The 15,345-nt window shown below is 47.4% G+C and carries 12 protein-coding genes; 10 read left to right on the top strand and 2 right to left on the bottom strand.

Annotation, left to right across the window (positions count from 1 at the left end):
- Positions 1–80 precede the first annotated feature (80 nt).
- From ABIE48_RS16250 to ABIE48_RS16215, 8 genes are all read left to right on the top strand, one after another.
- A complete protein-coding gene (locus ABIE48_RS16250) occupies positions 81–1,730 on the top strand; it encodes a type 2 periplasmic-binding domain-containing protein (protein WP_192713912.1) in 1,650 nt (549 codons plus the stop codon).
- A gap of 78 nt (positions 1,731–1,808) precedes the next feature.
- Positions 1,809–2,780: an ABC transporter permease gene (locus ABIE48_RS16245; protein WP_145018634.1), complete on the top strand. Its 972-nt coding sequence runs from the start codon at positions 1,809–1,811 to the stop codon at positions 2,778–2,780.
- Between the two features lie 13 nt (positions 2,781–2,793).
- A complete protein-coding gene (locus ABIE48_RS16240; protein WP_145018636.1) occupies positions 2,794–3,684 on the top strand; it encodes a carbohydrate ABC transporter permease in 891 nt (296 codons plus the stop codon).
- A gap of 29 nt (positions 3,685–3,713) precedes the next feature.
- Positions 3,714–4,838 carry a glycoside hydrolase family 88 protein gene (locus ABIE48_RS16235; protein ID WP_145018639.1) on the top strand — a complete coding sequence of 375 codons (1,125 nt, stop codon included), beginning with the start codon at positions 3,714–3,716 and terminating at the stop codon, positions 4,836–4,838.
- A gap of 182 nt (positions 4,839–5,020) precedes the next feature.
- Positions 5,021–7,249, top strand: coding sequence for a chondroitinase-B domain-containing protein (locus ABIE48_RS16230; RefSeq protein ID WP_145018642.1), 2,229 nt, complete (start codon positions 5,021–5,023; stop codon positions 7,247–7,249).
- 260 nt (positions 7,250–7,509) lie between these two features.
- Complete coding sequence (locus tag ABIE48_RS16225) at positions 7,510–7,986, top strand: GNAT family N-acetyltransferase (protein ID WP_192713913.1); 477 nt, start codon at positions 7,510–7,512, stop codon at positions 7,984–7,986.
- A 156-nt stretch (positions 7,987–8,142) separates the two neighbouring features.
- On the top strand, positions 8,143–9,402 hold the full coding sequence (locus tag ABIE48_RS16220; protein ID WP_192713914.1) for an FAD-binding protein: 1,260 nt from the start codon (positions 8,143–8,145) through the stop codon (positions 9,400–9,402).
- 211 nt (positions 9,403–9,613) lie between these two features.
- Positions 9,614–10,222 carry a hypothetical protein gene (locus ABIE48_RS16215; protein ID WP_192713915.1) on the top strand — a complete coding sequence of 203 codons (609 nt, stop codon included), beginning with the start codon at positions 9,614–9,616 and terminating at the stop codon, positions 10,220–10,222.
- A 162-nt stretch (positions 10,223–10,384) separates the two neighbouring features.
- Here the strand turns inward: ABIE48_RS16215 and ABIE48_RS16210 are convergent, their stop codons facing one another.
- A complete protein-coding gene (locus ABIE48_RS16210; protein WP_192713916.1) occupies positions 10,385–10,942 on the bottom strand; it encodes a TetR/AcrR family transcriptional regulator in 558 nt (185 codons plus the stop codon).
- Between the two features lie 142 nt (positions 10,943–11,084).
- Between ABIE48_RS16210 and ABIE48_RS16205 the strand changes: the two genes are divergently transcribed.
- Both ABIE48_RS16205 and ssuE read left to right on the top strand, forming a co-directional pair.
- The gene (locus tag ABIE48_RS16205; protein ID WP_192713917.1) at positions 11,085–12,353 is read left to right on the top strand and encodes an acyl-CoA dehydrogenase family protein; all 1,269 of its coding nucleotides are present in this window, start codon (positions 11,085–11,087) and stop codon (positions 12,351–12,353) included.
- A complete protein-coding gene (gene ssuE / locus ABIE48_RS16200; protein WP_192713918.1) occupies positions 12,350–12,895 on the top strand; it encodes an NADPH-dependent FMN reductase in 546 nt (181 codons plus the stop codon). Before ABIE48_RS16205 ends, ssuE begins: the two co-directional genes overlap by 4 nt.
- Before the next feature lie 243 nt (positions 12,896–13,138).
- Here ssuE and ABIE48_RS16195 read toward each other — a convergent pair whose 3' ends face one another.
- Positions 13,139–14,578 carry an ABC transporter substrate-binding protein gene (locus ABIE48_RS16195; RefSeq protein ID WP_192713919.1) on the bottom strand — a complete coding sequence of 480 codons (1,440 nt, stop codon included), beginning with the start codon at positions 14,576–14,578 and terminating at the stop codon, positions 13,139–13,141.
- Positions 14,579–15,345 lie beyond the last annotated feature (767 nt).

Below are 15,345 nucleotides of genomic sequence, written 5' to 3'. Positions count from 1 at the left end.
GCGGATTTGTTGAACAATGGCTTCGGATACTTTGTTTTGAAAGGGTATTCATCATACTATCCTGAATCGGGGGAATGGCAATGGATCGACGTTTGCGGATAGGCAAAATCTTAATAAGGCGTTTTAAAGCGGGTGTCTCTTCTGTCCTGCTCATGAGTTTGATCTTGGCGGGATGCTCAACAGGAAGCAATGAGGAAGGTGAACCGAAAGATCAAGCGGGCGCATCCTCAGATATCGTTTCGACCTATCCGCTGAAGACGAGCGATGGGTTCACATCATGGGAAGCTTTGAACAATAATGCCGTCACCTTCTATTCCAATCTAGCCGAAACACCGTTTGGAAAGGCGCTTGCGGAGAAAACAGGAGTGAACGTGAAGTATGTCCATCCGAATGATCAGCAGACGAAGGAACAATTTAATCTGATGATCGCTTCTGATGAGCTGCCGGATACGGTCGAATATGACTGGACCGGGCGAAGTGCAGGCTCCTATCCGGGGGGACCGGAGAAGGCGATCAAAGATGGGGTCATTCTGGAACTCAATGATCTCATTGACAAGTATGCGCCAAACCTCAAGAAAAAGCTGGAAGCAGACAAGGAACTCGACAAGATGGTGAAAACGGACAGCGGCAAATATTACGTATTTCCGATGATCCGTAATCCGTCCGGGCTGGTATTCCGGGGACCGATCATTCGAAAAGACTGGCTCGACGACTTGAATTTGCCTGTACCTACCACGATTGCGGAATGGGAAACCACGTTAAAAGCTTTCAAAGATCAGAAAGGGGCGAAAGCTCCGCTTAGCGTCACGTACACGGGAGGAAATTTTGAAATCCGGGATGCTTTTATCGGTGCCTATCATACGTCCAACTCTTTTTATATTGATGACGAGGGCAAGGTGAAGTATGGTCCGGTAGATCCACAGTACAAGGATTTTCTGGCGTTGTTCCGCAAATGGTTTGCCGAAGGCTTGTTCGATAAGGATTTTGCACTTACGGACGGCAAAGCTCTGGATAACAAGATTTTGACCGGCCAGACCGGAGCAACGGTATCGCTGCTGAGCGGCGGCCTTGGAAAGTGGATGGATGCTATGAAGAAACAGGACCCGAAGTTTAAATTGGTGGGTGCCCCTTATCCAACGATTCAGAAAGGTGAGGTTCCGTTTACGGGTCAGCGTGATTTCAAATACAACCCCGGTCCAAGCAAAGCGATTACCACCGCCGCCAAAAATCCGGAATTGGTCGCAAGGTGGCTGGACTATGCATACAGCGATGAAGGTGCCATGCTGTTCAATTTCGGCATTGAAGGCGAGAGCTATTCGATGGACAACGGAACTCCAGTGTATACCGATTTGATCAAAAATAACGAGAAATACAGCCTGCAGCAAATGGTATCCCAATACTCCAAACCGAATGGTCCATATGAAGCGGATGAGCGCCGCAATTGGAGTACGTTCCCTGAGCAGGATGAGGCCGTTAAAATATGGTCTCAAACAGACGCGGAAAAGCACACACTGCCCGCTTTCCTCACCCCAACGGACGAGGAGAGCAAGGAGCTCGGCAAAATCTTGACGGACGTAGGCAACTATAAGGAAGAGATGTTCGTGAAGTTCATCGTTGGGAAGGAACCGATGGAGAATTATGATGCTTACGTCACACAGATTAAGAAGCTCGGGATTGATCGGGCGGTCGAAATCTATCAGAATGCGCTGGATCGGTATAACGAGCGGTAAGTGTTGATCAGCCTGGAGGAGGGCGATAACCGCCCGATTCTTCTGGGCTTTAGATTGATCATGAGGAGTGACAACGGCATGGCGAAACATCCGCCTCAAGAGCAGCATGCGGCTCTATTGACCACTTCCGGAAGCAGGAGCCTGATCCGCTGGGGAATTCTGAAGGATATCCGAAGAAATCCTTGGCTCTATATCATGCTGACACCGGTGCTGCTCTATTTCACTATTTTTCACTATTATCCGATGTACGGCGCCCTGATAGCTTTCAAAGATTTTTCCCCGCGATTAGGAATCATGGGAAGTCCATGGGTAGGCTGGGAACACTTCAAGTCCTTTTTTGAAGGCATTTATTTCTGGCGTGTCATTAAAAATACGTTATTGATCAGCTTCTATGAGCTGCTATTTGGATTTCCCGCTCCCCTGATTCTCGCCCTTCTGCTGAATGAAGTGAGAAAGACGGTATTTAAACGGACCGTCCAGACCTTTACCTATATGCCGCATTTTATATCGCTTGTTGTCGTTTGCGGCATGATCAAAGAATTTACGATGAGTGATGGGATTATTAACGACCTGCTGGCGTTGTTGGGCTGGGAGCGGGTTTCTTTACTGCTTGAATCCCAATATTTCCGTACGATCTTTGTCTCATCAGGAATTTGGCAAAATATCGGATGGGGGACCATTATCTATTTGGCGGCGTTAGCCGGTATCGACCAGGAGCAGTATGAAGCGGCAAAAATGGACGGCGCAAGCCGCTGGAAGCAAATGCTCCATGTGACATTGCCGGGAATTATGCCCACCATCATCATCCTGTTCATTCTGGAAATGGGAAGAGTCATGAATGTGGGAGGGGAGAAGATCATTCTCCTATACAATCCGTCCACCTATGAAACCGCGGATGTGATTAGTTCTTATGTGTATCGTGTAGGACTGCAGGAGTTCGATTACAGCTTCAGTTCGGCCGTAGGACTGTTCAATTCGGCCATCAACTTTATGCTGGTCATCTGCTCCAACTGGTTGAGCCGGAAGATGAACAATACGGGCTTATGGTAGGAGGAACTTGCTCATGAAACGAAGAATCGGCCGACCATCCCTAGGTGAGAGAGCATTCGATGCCTTTAACTATACCTTATTAACGGTTATCACCATCTGTACGGTTTACCCTCTGGTCTATGTTTTATTCGCTTCTCTAAGCGATCCGACGCTGTACATGCAGCATTCCGGGATATTATGGAGACCGTTAAAATTAAGTTTCCATGCTTACGAGCTGGTGTTTGAAAACCCAATGATTGTTAAGGGCTACGTCAATACCTTCATTATTCTTGCCGGCGGACTTGTCCTCAATATCATCTTAACAGCCTTTGGGGCGTATGCGTTATCGCGCAAGGGACTACGTTATCGTAAGCAGCTCATGCTGTTTATCGTATTTACGATGTTTTTTAATGGAGGCCTGATTCCGCTATATTTCACGGTGAAAGGGCTTGGCCTGACGAACTCGCTGTGGTCTCTGATGATCCCCCAGGCGATTTCGGCCTTTAATCTGATTATTATGAGGACGGCGTTCGAGGCTGTGCCTGACAGCCTGGAGGAATCGGCAAAGATCGATGGGGCGAATGAGTTCGTCATTCTCTTCCGGATCATGATCCCGCTCTGTATGCCGGTGATGGCCGTGATGCTGCTTTACTATGGGGTCAGCCACTGGAATTCATGGTTTAACGCAATGATCTATCTGCAGGACCGATCCCTATACCCGCTTCAGTTGGTACTCCGCGAGCTGCTGCTGCTTAATGATGCCAGCTCCATGGCCACCGGAGCCAGCGGTGGAGAGGTTGCCATTATCGGTGAAACGCTCAAGCACGCGACGATTATCGTGGCCACCGTTCCGATTCTGCTGGTCTATCCATTTCTGCAGAAGTATTTTGTCAAAGGGGCCTTGATTGGGGCGATTAAGGGATAAAAAAGTTGAGTAGCCAAGGGAGGTTTACGATGAATATGCTCGGAAGCGTAAATGACAAGCATTTGGAGACATGGTGGAGACAGGCTCAGCAAAAAGTGGAACGTTTGATGCATAAGGAACCTCTGCTTGCGCCGCATGCGGCAAAATCCGGAGAATACGACGGGTTGACATTGGATAACTGGATATCGGGGTTTTGGCCGGGAATGCTGTGGATTTATTACGATATGACAGGAGATCAAAGGTACCTAGATGCAGCTTGGGACTGGGACATCCGAATGGAGCGGCTGACGCTGGAGGAGAACCGTTTTCATCATGATGTCGGATTTCAATATTTGCCGACCTCGATTCTGAAATATAAGCTAACCGGCGACGCCGATGGCAGAAGGAGGGGTTTGGCAGCTGCCAACTTTCTGGCAGGCCGGTTCAACCTGGCTGGCCAGTACCTGCGGGCTTGGAACCGCGATCTCCCTGGATGGGCAATCATCGATTGTCTCATGAATTTGTCCATTCTGTTGTGGGCGGCAGACGAGAGCGGGGATCCGAGATTCTGCCATATAGCCAAAGCGCATGCCGACATGGCTTTACGGTATATGGTCCGGCCAGACGGTTCTACCTGCCATGTGGCCGTGTTTGATCCCGCGAGCGGCGAGCTGCTGGAATATAAAGGCGGGCAGGGCTATGCTCCAGATTCCTGCTGGTCCAGAGGGAATGCTTGGGCATTATACGGCATGGCAAACCTATACCGGTACACGAGGGAACACGAATATCTGCAGGCATCGCAGCGGGTGGCACACCACTTTATCGCTTCATTGCCGGAGGATATGGTTCCGCCTTGGGATTTCCGTGTTCCGAACCAGGAGACCGAGCCTCGGGATACCTCTGCTGCGGCCATTGCCGCTTCAGGTCTGTTGGAGCTTGCGGAATTAACATCTCCCGAAGTGGGAGCTGTGTATCATCATGCAGCCACGCGTATTATCGCTTCTTTATCTGAACGCTATTCTACTTTCGGCGACGATGAGCACGAAGGGATTCTGCATAGCGCGACAGGGCATAAGCCGGAAGGCGTCAATGTCAATGTATCCTTGATCTACGGGGATTATTATTATGTGGAGGCGCTCGCGAAATTACGGGGCTGGTCTCACCGTGTGTTTTAGTGCTTTACACCGTTAATTAAAGAAAGAGGTGGAGCGTGTTGAGTACGTTACTGAAAAAAACGATCAGGCAGAGGCTTACGGGCAGAGTAGGGATAGGACTTTTACTGACGTTGTTATTAGGGTCATTAACGTTACAACCTTCACAGGTGAATGGAGCAGCGAATGAAACGGGAGGCAGCCATATGAAACTAGCAGTAAGCGGTGTGACAGCCAGCTCATACCAGCCGAATACGAATTATGTACCTGAAAAGGTGGTGGATGGGATCTGGGGAGAAGACGCAGACAGCCAGCAAAGCCGCTGGTCTGCATCCGGGCAAGGGGAATGGCTTCAGTTTGACCTGGGGCAGCCGCAAAAGGTAACTTATGCGAACATCGCTTTTTTAAACGCACGGGAACGGCTTTCCAGCTTTGAAATCACTGCATCGGATACGCCTGATTTCGAGACGGGAACCGTCGTTCTTGGCAGGCAGTCCAGCCGTCAGCTCCAGCCGGAGGAGAGCATCCTGCAGACCTATGTGTTTGATCAGCCGGTGAAGGCGAGATACCTCCGTCTTACGGGATATGGAAACAATGCCAGCGGAAGCTCGGGAAATTGGAACAGCATTATGGAAGTGGAGCTGTATGCAGGAAACCCGCCAGAGACAGGGGAACCGGCCCCTCCTCCATCTGACGCGGGAAGTGTTAAGGAAGGGGAGGTCAAACCTCCTGAATTCAATCATATTAAGGTCCGGACGGCCAAGGAGCTGCAGTCGGCCCTTGATGAAGCCGTCAGCGGAACATGGATTGAGCTTCAGCATGGCAGCTATGAACAAAATGGCCCGTTCGTCATTAAAGAAAAGCATGGTACCGCAGCGTATCCGATCCGGGTAACGGCAGCGAAATCCGGCAAAGCGGTGATTACAGGGAACAGCTACATGCACATTGAGAATTCCAGCTACATTGAGGTAACGGGACTCCAATTCCGGAATGGCATCGGAGATGAGACGGGAGATCAAACCCTGGTCGAACGCGGATTAGAAAACCGCTCCTTGGCGGGTGTCCATCCTGGCGTGCAGCTGCAGAGCTCCAGCCATATCTCCATTGTGGGGAACACCTTCGCGCTCGATGAGACCGGTCAGCCGTACCGGTTCAAGGCAGATAAGCGTTCCGTGTGGTGCCTGGTCAACATCAAGGGGAGCTGCCGCTATGGAGAAAACAGCTATGATCCGGGCGGTGAAGTTTATAGCGGGTCGACACCGTATGAAGATGATAAGCTGCTAACCGACAATGGAACCAACCGACATTATATCCGGGTCGAAGGTACGAGCAGCCATAACCGGATCGCTTATAACGACATCGGTCCCAAGAAGGGATTTGGCGCTGTGGTGATCTATGACGGCGAGGGCCACAGCGGGCAGAGCATTTCGCAATACGATGTGATTGAATACAATCATTTTCATGATATCGGCCCCCGGGTCAGCAACGGCCTGGAAGCGATTCGCCTCGGGTTATCCAGCTTGTCATTATCCTCAGGCTATGTGACAATCCAGCATAATCTATTTGACGGGTTAAACGGCGAAGACGAAATTATTTCGGTAAAAAGCAGCGATAACATCATCCGTTACAATACGGTGCGCAATTCGTATGGCGGGATCGTATCCCGTCATGGGAACCGCAACCGCTTCTATGGCAATTTTATTCTCGGCGATGGAAAAACGGCTGGGCTCAGCGGCTTCCGGATCTATGGCAACGACCATCAAATCTTCAACAATTACATGGAGGGGCTAACGGATAAAATTATCCGCCTTGACGGCGGCACGCATGACGGGGGACCGGAAGGCGGAACGAACCCGACCGTCCGCTGGGGCGGAGAGAATGAACAAACCGCTGTGTTAAACAGCCTTCCGGAAGAGGAAAGAACAGAGCTGCTGCGTGGACACTGGCGGCAGTATAACGTCCAAATCTACCATAATACGATTGTGAATGTCGGCAACAACACGCCTGTGTTTACCCTCGGTGGAAGAACGTATCAGCCGGTTGGGACGAAGATCTATAACAATCTGATCTTCAGCCATGCGGGCACCATGTTTACTGAGACGGAAGCTATGATGAAAGCACCGGCTCAGGAACGACCCGAATACAAAGGGAACAAGGTAGAAGGCATTGCGCCTATTTCGAACAATCCCGTTGTTGGCGGGGCAATCCGCAAAGAGGATCTGAGGCTGGTTCGCGGTAATGACGGGTTAATCCGGTTGTCGGTATACAGTCCGGCCATCGATGCGGCCATCAGCCCGCTGCTGGCTCTGGACGACATGGACGGTCAGATGAGATACGCGCCGGATGTGGGCGCAGATGAATATAGCACCGGCAAATCCATAACCAATCGGCCGCTCACGACCATTGATGTTGGACCCCAGGCATTAATGAAATAACGCGCTTCCAATGGTAAGTAAATGAAGTTCCGTAGCAATACAGAATGCAGTTAGTAAATGAAAAGGCCAACTCGGTTAACGAGTTGGCCTTAATTTTTGTAAATACCTTACCACAGCATGTGGTGACGACACCTATTAGGACACATGCATGCCATCCAGACAAAAATGTAACTTGGCCGCTAATCTGCATTATATCTGCAATATACTCGTCAACCCAGGGTAATAAGAAATATCTGCGCCGTGTAAGGGAGGAACTAGATATGCAGTGGAAAATAAGAGAGGCGAAACCGGAGGACTTTGATGCGATCAACGAGCTCGTTGGTCAATTATACAGCATCCATGCAAAAAACCGGCCGGACATCTACAGACCTTGCGATAAACCGCTCGATTACGATTATTATATTTCAATGTTGAACGACGACAACGTAAAGGTCTTCATCGGGGAAGACGGTGACCGAATAATCGCCTACACCATATTACTTTTCATGGATGCACCGAAGAGGGCTGCTTATGTAGAACGAAGATATATCGAATTAGACCATATCTGTGTGTCAGAAGAATACCGAGGGAAGAATATCGGAAGTAAATTTATCGACTATATTAAAGAGCTCGCAAAATCGCAGCAATTTAGCAGTATCGAATTGCATGTAGCGGAATTCAATGAAGATGCGATCGGATTTTATGATGCCAAAGGATTCAAACCAAGAAGCAGGACGCTGGAATTGCCTATCGTATAATAACGCGATAGAACAAGTACATGGTTCGAGCTTAAACATGACTACTACATTTTAAGGTTAATTAAGCCACTGGGCAGGATTGTGGATCGCTATGCCGAATACCTCAATAATCAAGTTGATTCAGACAAAAATTTGCATTTTAAATAGGAGAGTCGTATGGGAGATCAGTTGAACTGGGCCGGGAACTATCGCTACAGCTCATTGGAGCTGCTTGAGCCTAAAAATCTGGAAGAGGTTAAGGATCTGGTAGTTAACCGCAGAAGCATACGCGTGCTTGGGTCGCGGCACTCTTTTAACGGGATTGCCGATACCGGTGGCAGCCATCTCTCGCTTCGAAAGATGGATCGGGTCATCGATCTCGACCGTGAACAGAACATCGTAACTGTCGAGGGTGGCATTCGGTATGGTGATCTTTGCCGCTATTTAAATGATCATGGCTGCGCGTTGCACAATTTAGCGTCGCTTCCGCACATTAGCGTGGCTGGCGCCGTAGCGACAGCTACCCACGGCTCGGGCATCCATAATGCATGCCTGGCGTCTTCTGTCCGTGCTATTGAGCTAATGAAATCGGATGGAGAAGTTACGGTGCTTACGCGAGGGGTTGATCCCGAGTTTGATGGGGCGGTCGTCGGGCTTGGCGGACTGGGAGTCGTCACTAAGCTTACACTGGACTTAGTACCTTCGTTTCAAGTAAGTCAGACCGTATATGAACGTCTTCCTTTTTCTGCACTGGATAGTGACATCGAAGATATTTTATCTGCCGCTTACAGTGTCAGCTTGTTTACGAATTGGGCAGAGCCTATATTCAATCAAGTGTGGGTAAAACGAAAGCTGGGAGCAAACGGGGAGGATGAGGTGCCATCCCATTTCTTCGGGGCTTTACCCGCTCCGGACAAACGGCATATGGTTTCTGGTCAATCTGTCGTAAACTGTAGCGAGCAGTTAGGCGCTCCGGGACCATGGTACGAACGGTTGCCTCATTTCCGCATGGATTTTACCCCCAGCGCGGGCAACGAACTGCAAAGTGAATATTTCATTCCAAGGCGGCATGCACTTGAAGCGATACATGCGCTAGGCAAATTGGGTGATCGAATTGCGCCTCTGCTCTTCATTTCCGAGATACGAACAATTGCTTCGGACACATTCTGGATGAGCCCATGCTACCATCAAGACAGCGTTGGTTTGCATTTTACATGGAAGCCGGAATGGGAGCGGGTGTGCGAGTTACTTCCTCTTATCGAACATGAACTGGAACCATTTGGAGTACGCCCCCATTGGGCGAAGTTGTTTACGATGGAGCCGGAAAGATTACAAGCCCGGTATGAGCGGTTAGCGGATTTCCGTCAGTTGCTGCTTCGATACGATCCAACCGGGAAGTTTCGAAATTCGTTCCTGGATCATTACATTATGAATTAATGTAAAGTATTAATGACCATTCTAGAAAATGTGATTGACCTCCACCTGTTGCAATAAGGGGTGGAGGTTTTTGAGTTTGTAAGTTACGAAAGAATCAATTTGATCAATAAGCTAAAAGGTAGATAAGTGTAACCTTCTATTATTTGGATGCGTTTAATAAATATAACTGCTATAAAGTGAAGAACGAGGAAATGTTTAGGAGTGAACAAATGTGAGAATGTATTTTACAAGCATTAGAATATTGATTGTTGTTGGTTTTATCGTTTTTGTAGTGGGTGGTGTCATGGTATTCCAACGCACGGATGCTAGAAGTACAATAAATCAAAGCCACACAAATTCTCTGAACTATTCTGAAAATGAACGTGGGCAAACATACGGTTCTGCTCAAGAGGACAACTCCGCTGATATGCTCCCCGATTTAATTCATGCAGGAAGTGTGAATGGTATTCAAGGGTATTTGCTGAAAAAGGATTACCTCGGTGAACCTGGCGATGTTCCATTGTATGATGTTGATGGGAAAACGGTAATTGGTACTTTTCATGTTGGCGCCAAGAATATGAACTTTCCTAAAAATAAACACGGACAGACGTACGGTTCTAGCGCAGATGCTGCTTCTCCTGGTATGGAACCTGAATTAATCAGGGCTATTGGTGTGGATGGCACTGCAGGATATGTGCTGAAGAAAGACTTAGACGGTGAGCTACCTCAATCACCCGAGGAAGCCATTGCGATACAGAACAGTAGATCACCAGATGGTCGTGATATTCCGCTGTATGACGTTGATGGTGAATCCGTAATTGGTGTGTTTCATGTTGATTGAATGCAACGTTTATTCCGATATAATTCAAAAGCTTCCGATAAATAAATACATCCTTAACGAAAATGCCAAGCCGTAAAAGGAATGAAGTAGGGACCGATCCAATGTGGATGGGTCCTTTTTTTTTTAGTCAGATTGACCGAACGAAAATTGAACCATTCGAGATTATTCGGCGAAATTACATCCTGAAAAGATATTCATTTTGGTATATATTTCTTCTTCATCAATAGACATGTTGTTCTCAATCCACCAATTTAGGACACCTAAAACGGCTCCGATATAGGCCTCTATTTTAATTTGTATTTCGATGGAATTTACTTCAATGGCGTGCTGCTCGGCCAAGTATTTCTTCATGCCTTTCCCCATATCCCTCCGCAACAAATTCCTTAGGGAATCCCTTTCTTCAAATAGAAGCTGTGAAAATAATGTTTTATGTTTCGCTGCTATAGAAAACAATTCCCGGAAATTATCCGATGGAGAAAGGGATACTTCGGCAAAGTTCCGAAATTCCTCCTCAGCAATTTGCATCACGGCATGTGAAAGTAAATCAAATTTATCCTGAAAATGCGTATAGAACGTGGTTCGGTGCACCATCGCTAAATCACAAATTTGCTTCACTGTTATTTGTTCGAAGGAGTGTTTTTCCATTAGGTCAAACAGAGCATTGTACAGAAGTTTATGGGTTCTTCGGACTCTGAGGTCCTCCGTTGTTTTATTAACCATGACAGATTCCTTTCCGTGTATCGTTTTTCGACATATTCGCGATTTTATCGGTTGATGAGGTACATTATACATCATATCATTTAATCTACAAAAGAAGTTTAAATATACATCTGTCTAATTTAATTTTGTAGGAGTGATAAATATGGCCAACTTAAGCACAGATCATCAACTCACTGCACTTGAACAGCAATTACTAAACAACGCAACAGAATTAGTTCCCTATCTTAAAAAATTCGGAAGGCTTATAGATGAGGAAAGACATATTCCCGAAGAGGTGATTCAAAAAGTTTCGGATGCAGGTTTGTTTAAACTTGGCACACCCAAAGAGTACGGAGGTCATGAAGTTAGTATTCGTGCCATGGTTGAAATTATTTCCGAGGTAGCCAAGGGGAACGGTTCTGTTGGCTGGGTCGTTCAAATCATCAACGGGAACAATTATACCGCTTCATTATCTTTCCCTTCCCAAGTATTAGACTCGCTCTTCAGCCAGGAAGAAGAGGTGCGTTTTTGTTCTGTCTTAGCAGCACGCAAAGCTGTTGTAAAAAAAGTAGACGGCGGTTATTGGGTAGAGGAGGGCTTTTGGGGATTCGGTTCAGGTTCTAAGCATGCAACCCATGCTTTGTTAAATTTGAATGACGCGAAGTCCATGCAGGAAAGCAGAAATTTGGGGATGACGTTGGCCGTAGTACCAATGAGTGAAGTTACCATTGTAGATGATTGGTATACGATGAGTTTAAAAGGATCTGCAAGTAACAGTTTGGAATTAAAAAATGTCTTTATTCCAGATCAATATGTCGTCACCCAGGACACAGAACAGATAAGTTCTTTATCTGCCGAATTAAAAAGGCGTGACAGATATAGACCTTATGTTCAGCTCATAACAAGCATTACAACAGGGATCAGCGCGATCCTTGGACTTGCGAGGGGTGCCGTCGAATATTTTGTTGAAAAAGCGCCTCATAAAGGTATTACGATGACCGTCCATACCTCTCAAGCGGCAGTAGGCCATATTCAGTATAAAGTAGGGCTCGCGGCCATGAAGGTTGAATCCGCGCATCTTCATATTAGCCGGGCGATTGATCATATGGAGCAACATGTACAAAATGCGGAAATATTCAGTCTAAAGGAGCTTGCTCAGCTTCAAACGGATATGACCTATGCAGCGATGTTATGCTGGGAAGCTGTAGACATGCTAATGGCTGAGAGCGGAGGGAGTGTTATTACCGATTCCAATCGCTTGTCCCAAATCTTCCGCGACATTAGAGGCGGCTCCAATCATGCGCTGACTACTGCATCCACGGGACTTGAGTTATACGGAAGAGTACTGTTGGGCTTACCACCACAGCATGGTATGACATTAGCTTACGTATCTTCTCTAAGGACAACTACTGGAGCTGAAGCAAACTCATGAGTAAAATAGCGATCATTTCCGGAAGTCTCAACCATAAATCCCGAGTAAACGGCATGATCAACTATGCCAAGCTGAAATTGGAGCAACAAGGCTGCGAAGTGGCGATCATTGATGTTTCTTCCTTGCCTCCCGCTGATTTGATGCGCGCCAATTTCAATAGCAGACTGATATTAAGTGCACACGCTAAAGTGGAAGAAGCGTCCGGCATCATTATTGCAAGTCCGGTTTATAAAACGACTTATACAGGCGTCCTAAAAGCTTACGTTGATTTATTACCGCAAAACGGCTTTAAAGATAAAATCGTAGCTGCTTTTTTCGTAGGAGGCACCATTTCGAACTTACTTTCAATCGACTATGCGTTAAAACCTCTTTTAGCTTCAATGGGAACGAAGTCTTTTGCGGAAAATGTATTTGCGATCGACAGTCAAATCGAACGGATTGAGGATAGCGAACAAAACACCCGTTTCCAATTGGCTGACGAAATCCAGCAACGAATGGATGCTTCAATGCTGGATCTGGTTTCCTACACCAAATGTATCTGAGGTTAAGCTAACAAGACAGGATTGTTATTAAGCCACTTGGGTAATGGGGATATGAAGAGCATGGCCTTCTCGAGGCGGCCTCCACCGCATCCAGCGACGAGGGAAGAGACCGCAAAGCTGCGTCAAAGCTGCAGCATTTAATGGCTGAATAACAGCCGGAATCTATAAAAAAACCGGCAGACGGGAGTAAGGATCCCAACTGCCGGTTTATTATGAGAAAAAGCGGAGGCGTTTGTGGTAGAGTTACCAATCTTTACCTGCGCTCACCTGAGATTTGATATAGGCGGGAATATCCTCGGTTTCGGTGACGGTCAACGCCGCCTTAACCGTCATTGCGTCTTTCAAAACATGCTGCCGGAACACAGAATACAGCGGAATATCCCAGTACTCGGTGTTCTGGTAGTTCTGTACGACAGCATTGGATCCCCAATAAACACCCGATGTATCGACGTTCGCCAATTCTGGCACGTCTTTACCAAAACTGTCCACAACTGCTGGCGTTTCCAGGACCCCCTTAATGGCATGGCGAGACAGCTCTACCTGTCCCTCCTCAGAAACCAGCCATTTCACGATCTGGAGGGCCTCCTCCTTATGGCGCGCCTGCGGTGGAATGAACGCCGCCATCGTGTTGGGCTGGTACGTCGTCTCTGAATTTTTCTTGAGTACTGGCACCGACGTGACGCCAACATCGACACTCTTCAACCACTCATGGTATTTCGCTTCATCTCCATCCTTGATGAAGAGGTCGTCGCCAACGTATGCCGGCAGCTTCTGCAACGAATCCACCACCATCGCGACATGCCCGGGACGGCTCATGTCACCCTTGAGGAAGTCGGTGACCGTGGTGAACCCGTTACGAGGAAGCCAGAGAAAGCGATCGATGTTCTCTCCCAACTGGTTCCACCCCGGTGACGTAATGTCCACCTTCACGTCCTCAGGTGTGGGCTCCTCGCTTTCAGTCGGCTGGAACGGATACAGCCCGAGCTGGTTATACTGCATGTAGTTATCTGGATGCTGCATAAACCCCTTGTAGGCGTCGAGCCCGTCCTGCCTGGTCAGCTTCTTGGCCAGTTTGAAGATCTCATCGTACGTCATTCCCGGCGTCGGATACTTCTCGCCGAACTTCTCGAAGATCTTCTTGTTGTAGTAGAGCATATAGTCGTCGATAAAGAGCGGAACTCCATAGATCCCGCCATCGGACCGTGACTTTACCATCTCCACAGCGGCCTGGTTGATCGAGTCTAGGTCGATCCCGCTCTCCTTGATCATAGGAGTCATGTCCTGAACCCAGCCAAGTGGTTCGAGGTCACGATCGATCCGGTTGTACGGGTTCTCGATGATGATGTCGGGGACGACTCCGGCCGCATTCAGATCCTCGTAGCGGACCGGATAGTCCCAAGTGCCGTACTTGATCTTAAGTCCCGGGAAGGCTTCCCGAAGCTTGTCGCCGATGATTTCGTTGAATACGATATCGCCGCCGGTATGGTTGCTCTCGTCTGCGCCATATTCGAACGGTTTGTAATTGGCTGCGAAGATAAAGATCTCATCATCATCGACAGAGTAGGGTGTATTGTACCGGTTAGGTATGTTTACACTGCCTGTCCCGTCCGCGGCCATTGCGCTGAGGGGTGCAACCAAAGAGAACGTCAGCATTAGACATAAGGCTTTTTTGAATTTGAACATCTCAATCCTCCTTAGAACATAGATACTATTGTTTTTACTTCTAAATCTTCACCTCCGCTTTTGCAATAAAATCCGCATACGCCGGAGCTGCATACAGTCTGTGAATAAGCCTCAAAATTACCCTTTCAATGACCACAGGTTTTTTCAAAACGACGGATTTTTTTTAACAATTCAGTTACATTTACCATTTTTATCACCCCCTTTCCCGCTTAAAAAGTAAGCGTTATCATTTTGGGTAAAACTTAGAATGTTTGTCGAATGACCAACAATGAAGAGGACACTACGGATTTTATCAATACATAACCTCTCCCAGGAAAGTATTCTTTTGCTATAAATTGGATTATAGAGAAAGGCCACAGCAATAAATATGGGGGTATGGATAGATTACATGGGTCGATACAACCCTATACTCTATTAAATAGATTTACGGTGAAGCGCAGGGAAGAAAAGGTCGGCGCAAGTCTCTCTGTTCCAACCCTGTAGATATAGTTAAGGTGGCGTGCTTACGATGACAGCGGCAATGAGTCATGAATGTCTGCCGTACAGGAATCTTGTTGATGAGGTTGGGTTGATTGACTAACGATCTTGAAGGAGCTGTCGTGGACAGCTCCTTTTGATATTTGCATGGGTGTAATCACCTACCGTTTAACTGCCTATAGTGATCTCGTTTATTACATTAATATTGTATGATAAGCTAAAAAAACAGATATTTCTTTGAATATTACAAGATAATTGAAATAAATCGTTGACTTGGCCTGGATAATGCC

Origin of the sequence: Paenibacillus sp. OAE614, assembly GCF_040546645.1 — a bacterium.
GTDB lineage: Bacteria > Bacillota > Bacilli > Paenibacillales > Paenibacillaceae > Paenibacillus_AQ > Paenibacillus_AQ favisporus.
Note: the sequence above shows the minus strand (reverse complement) of the source record. Positions and strands in the feature narration are given on the sequence as shown.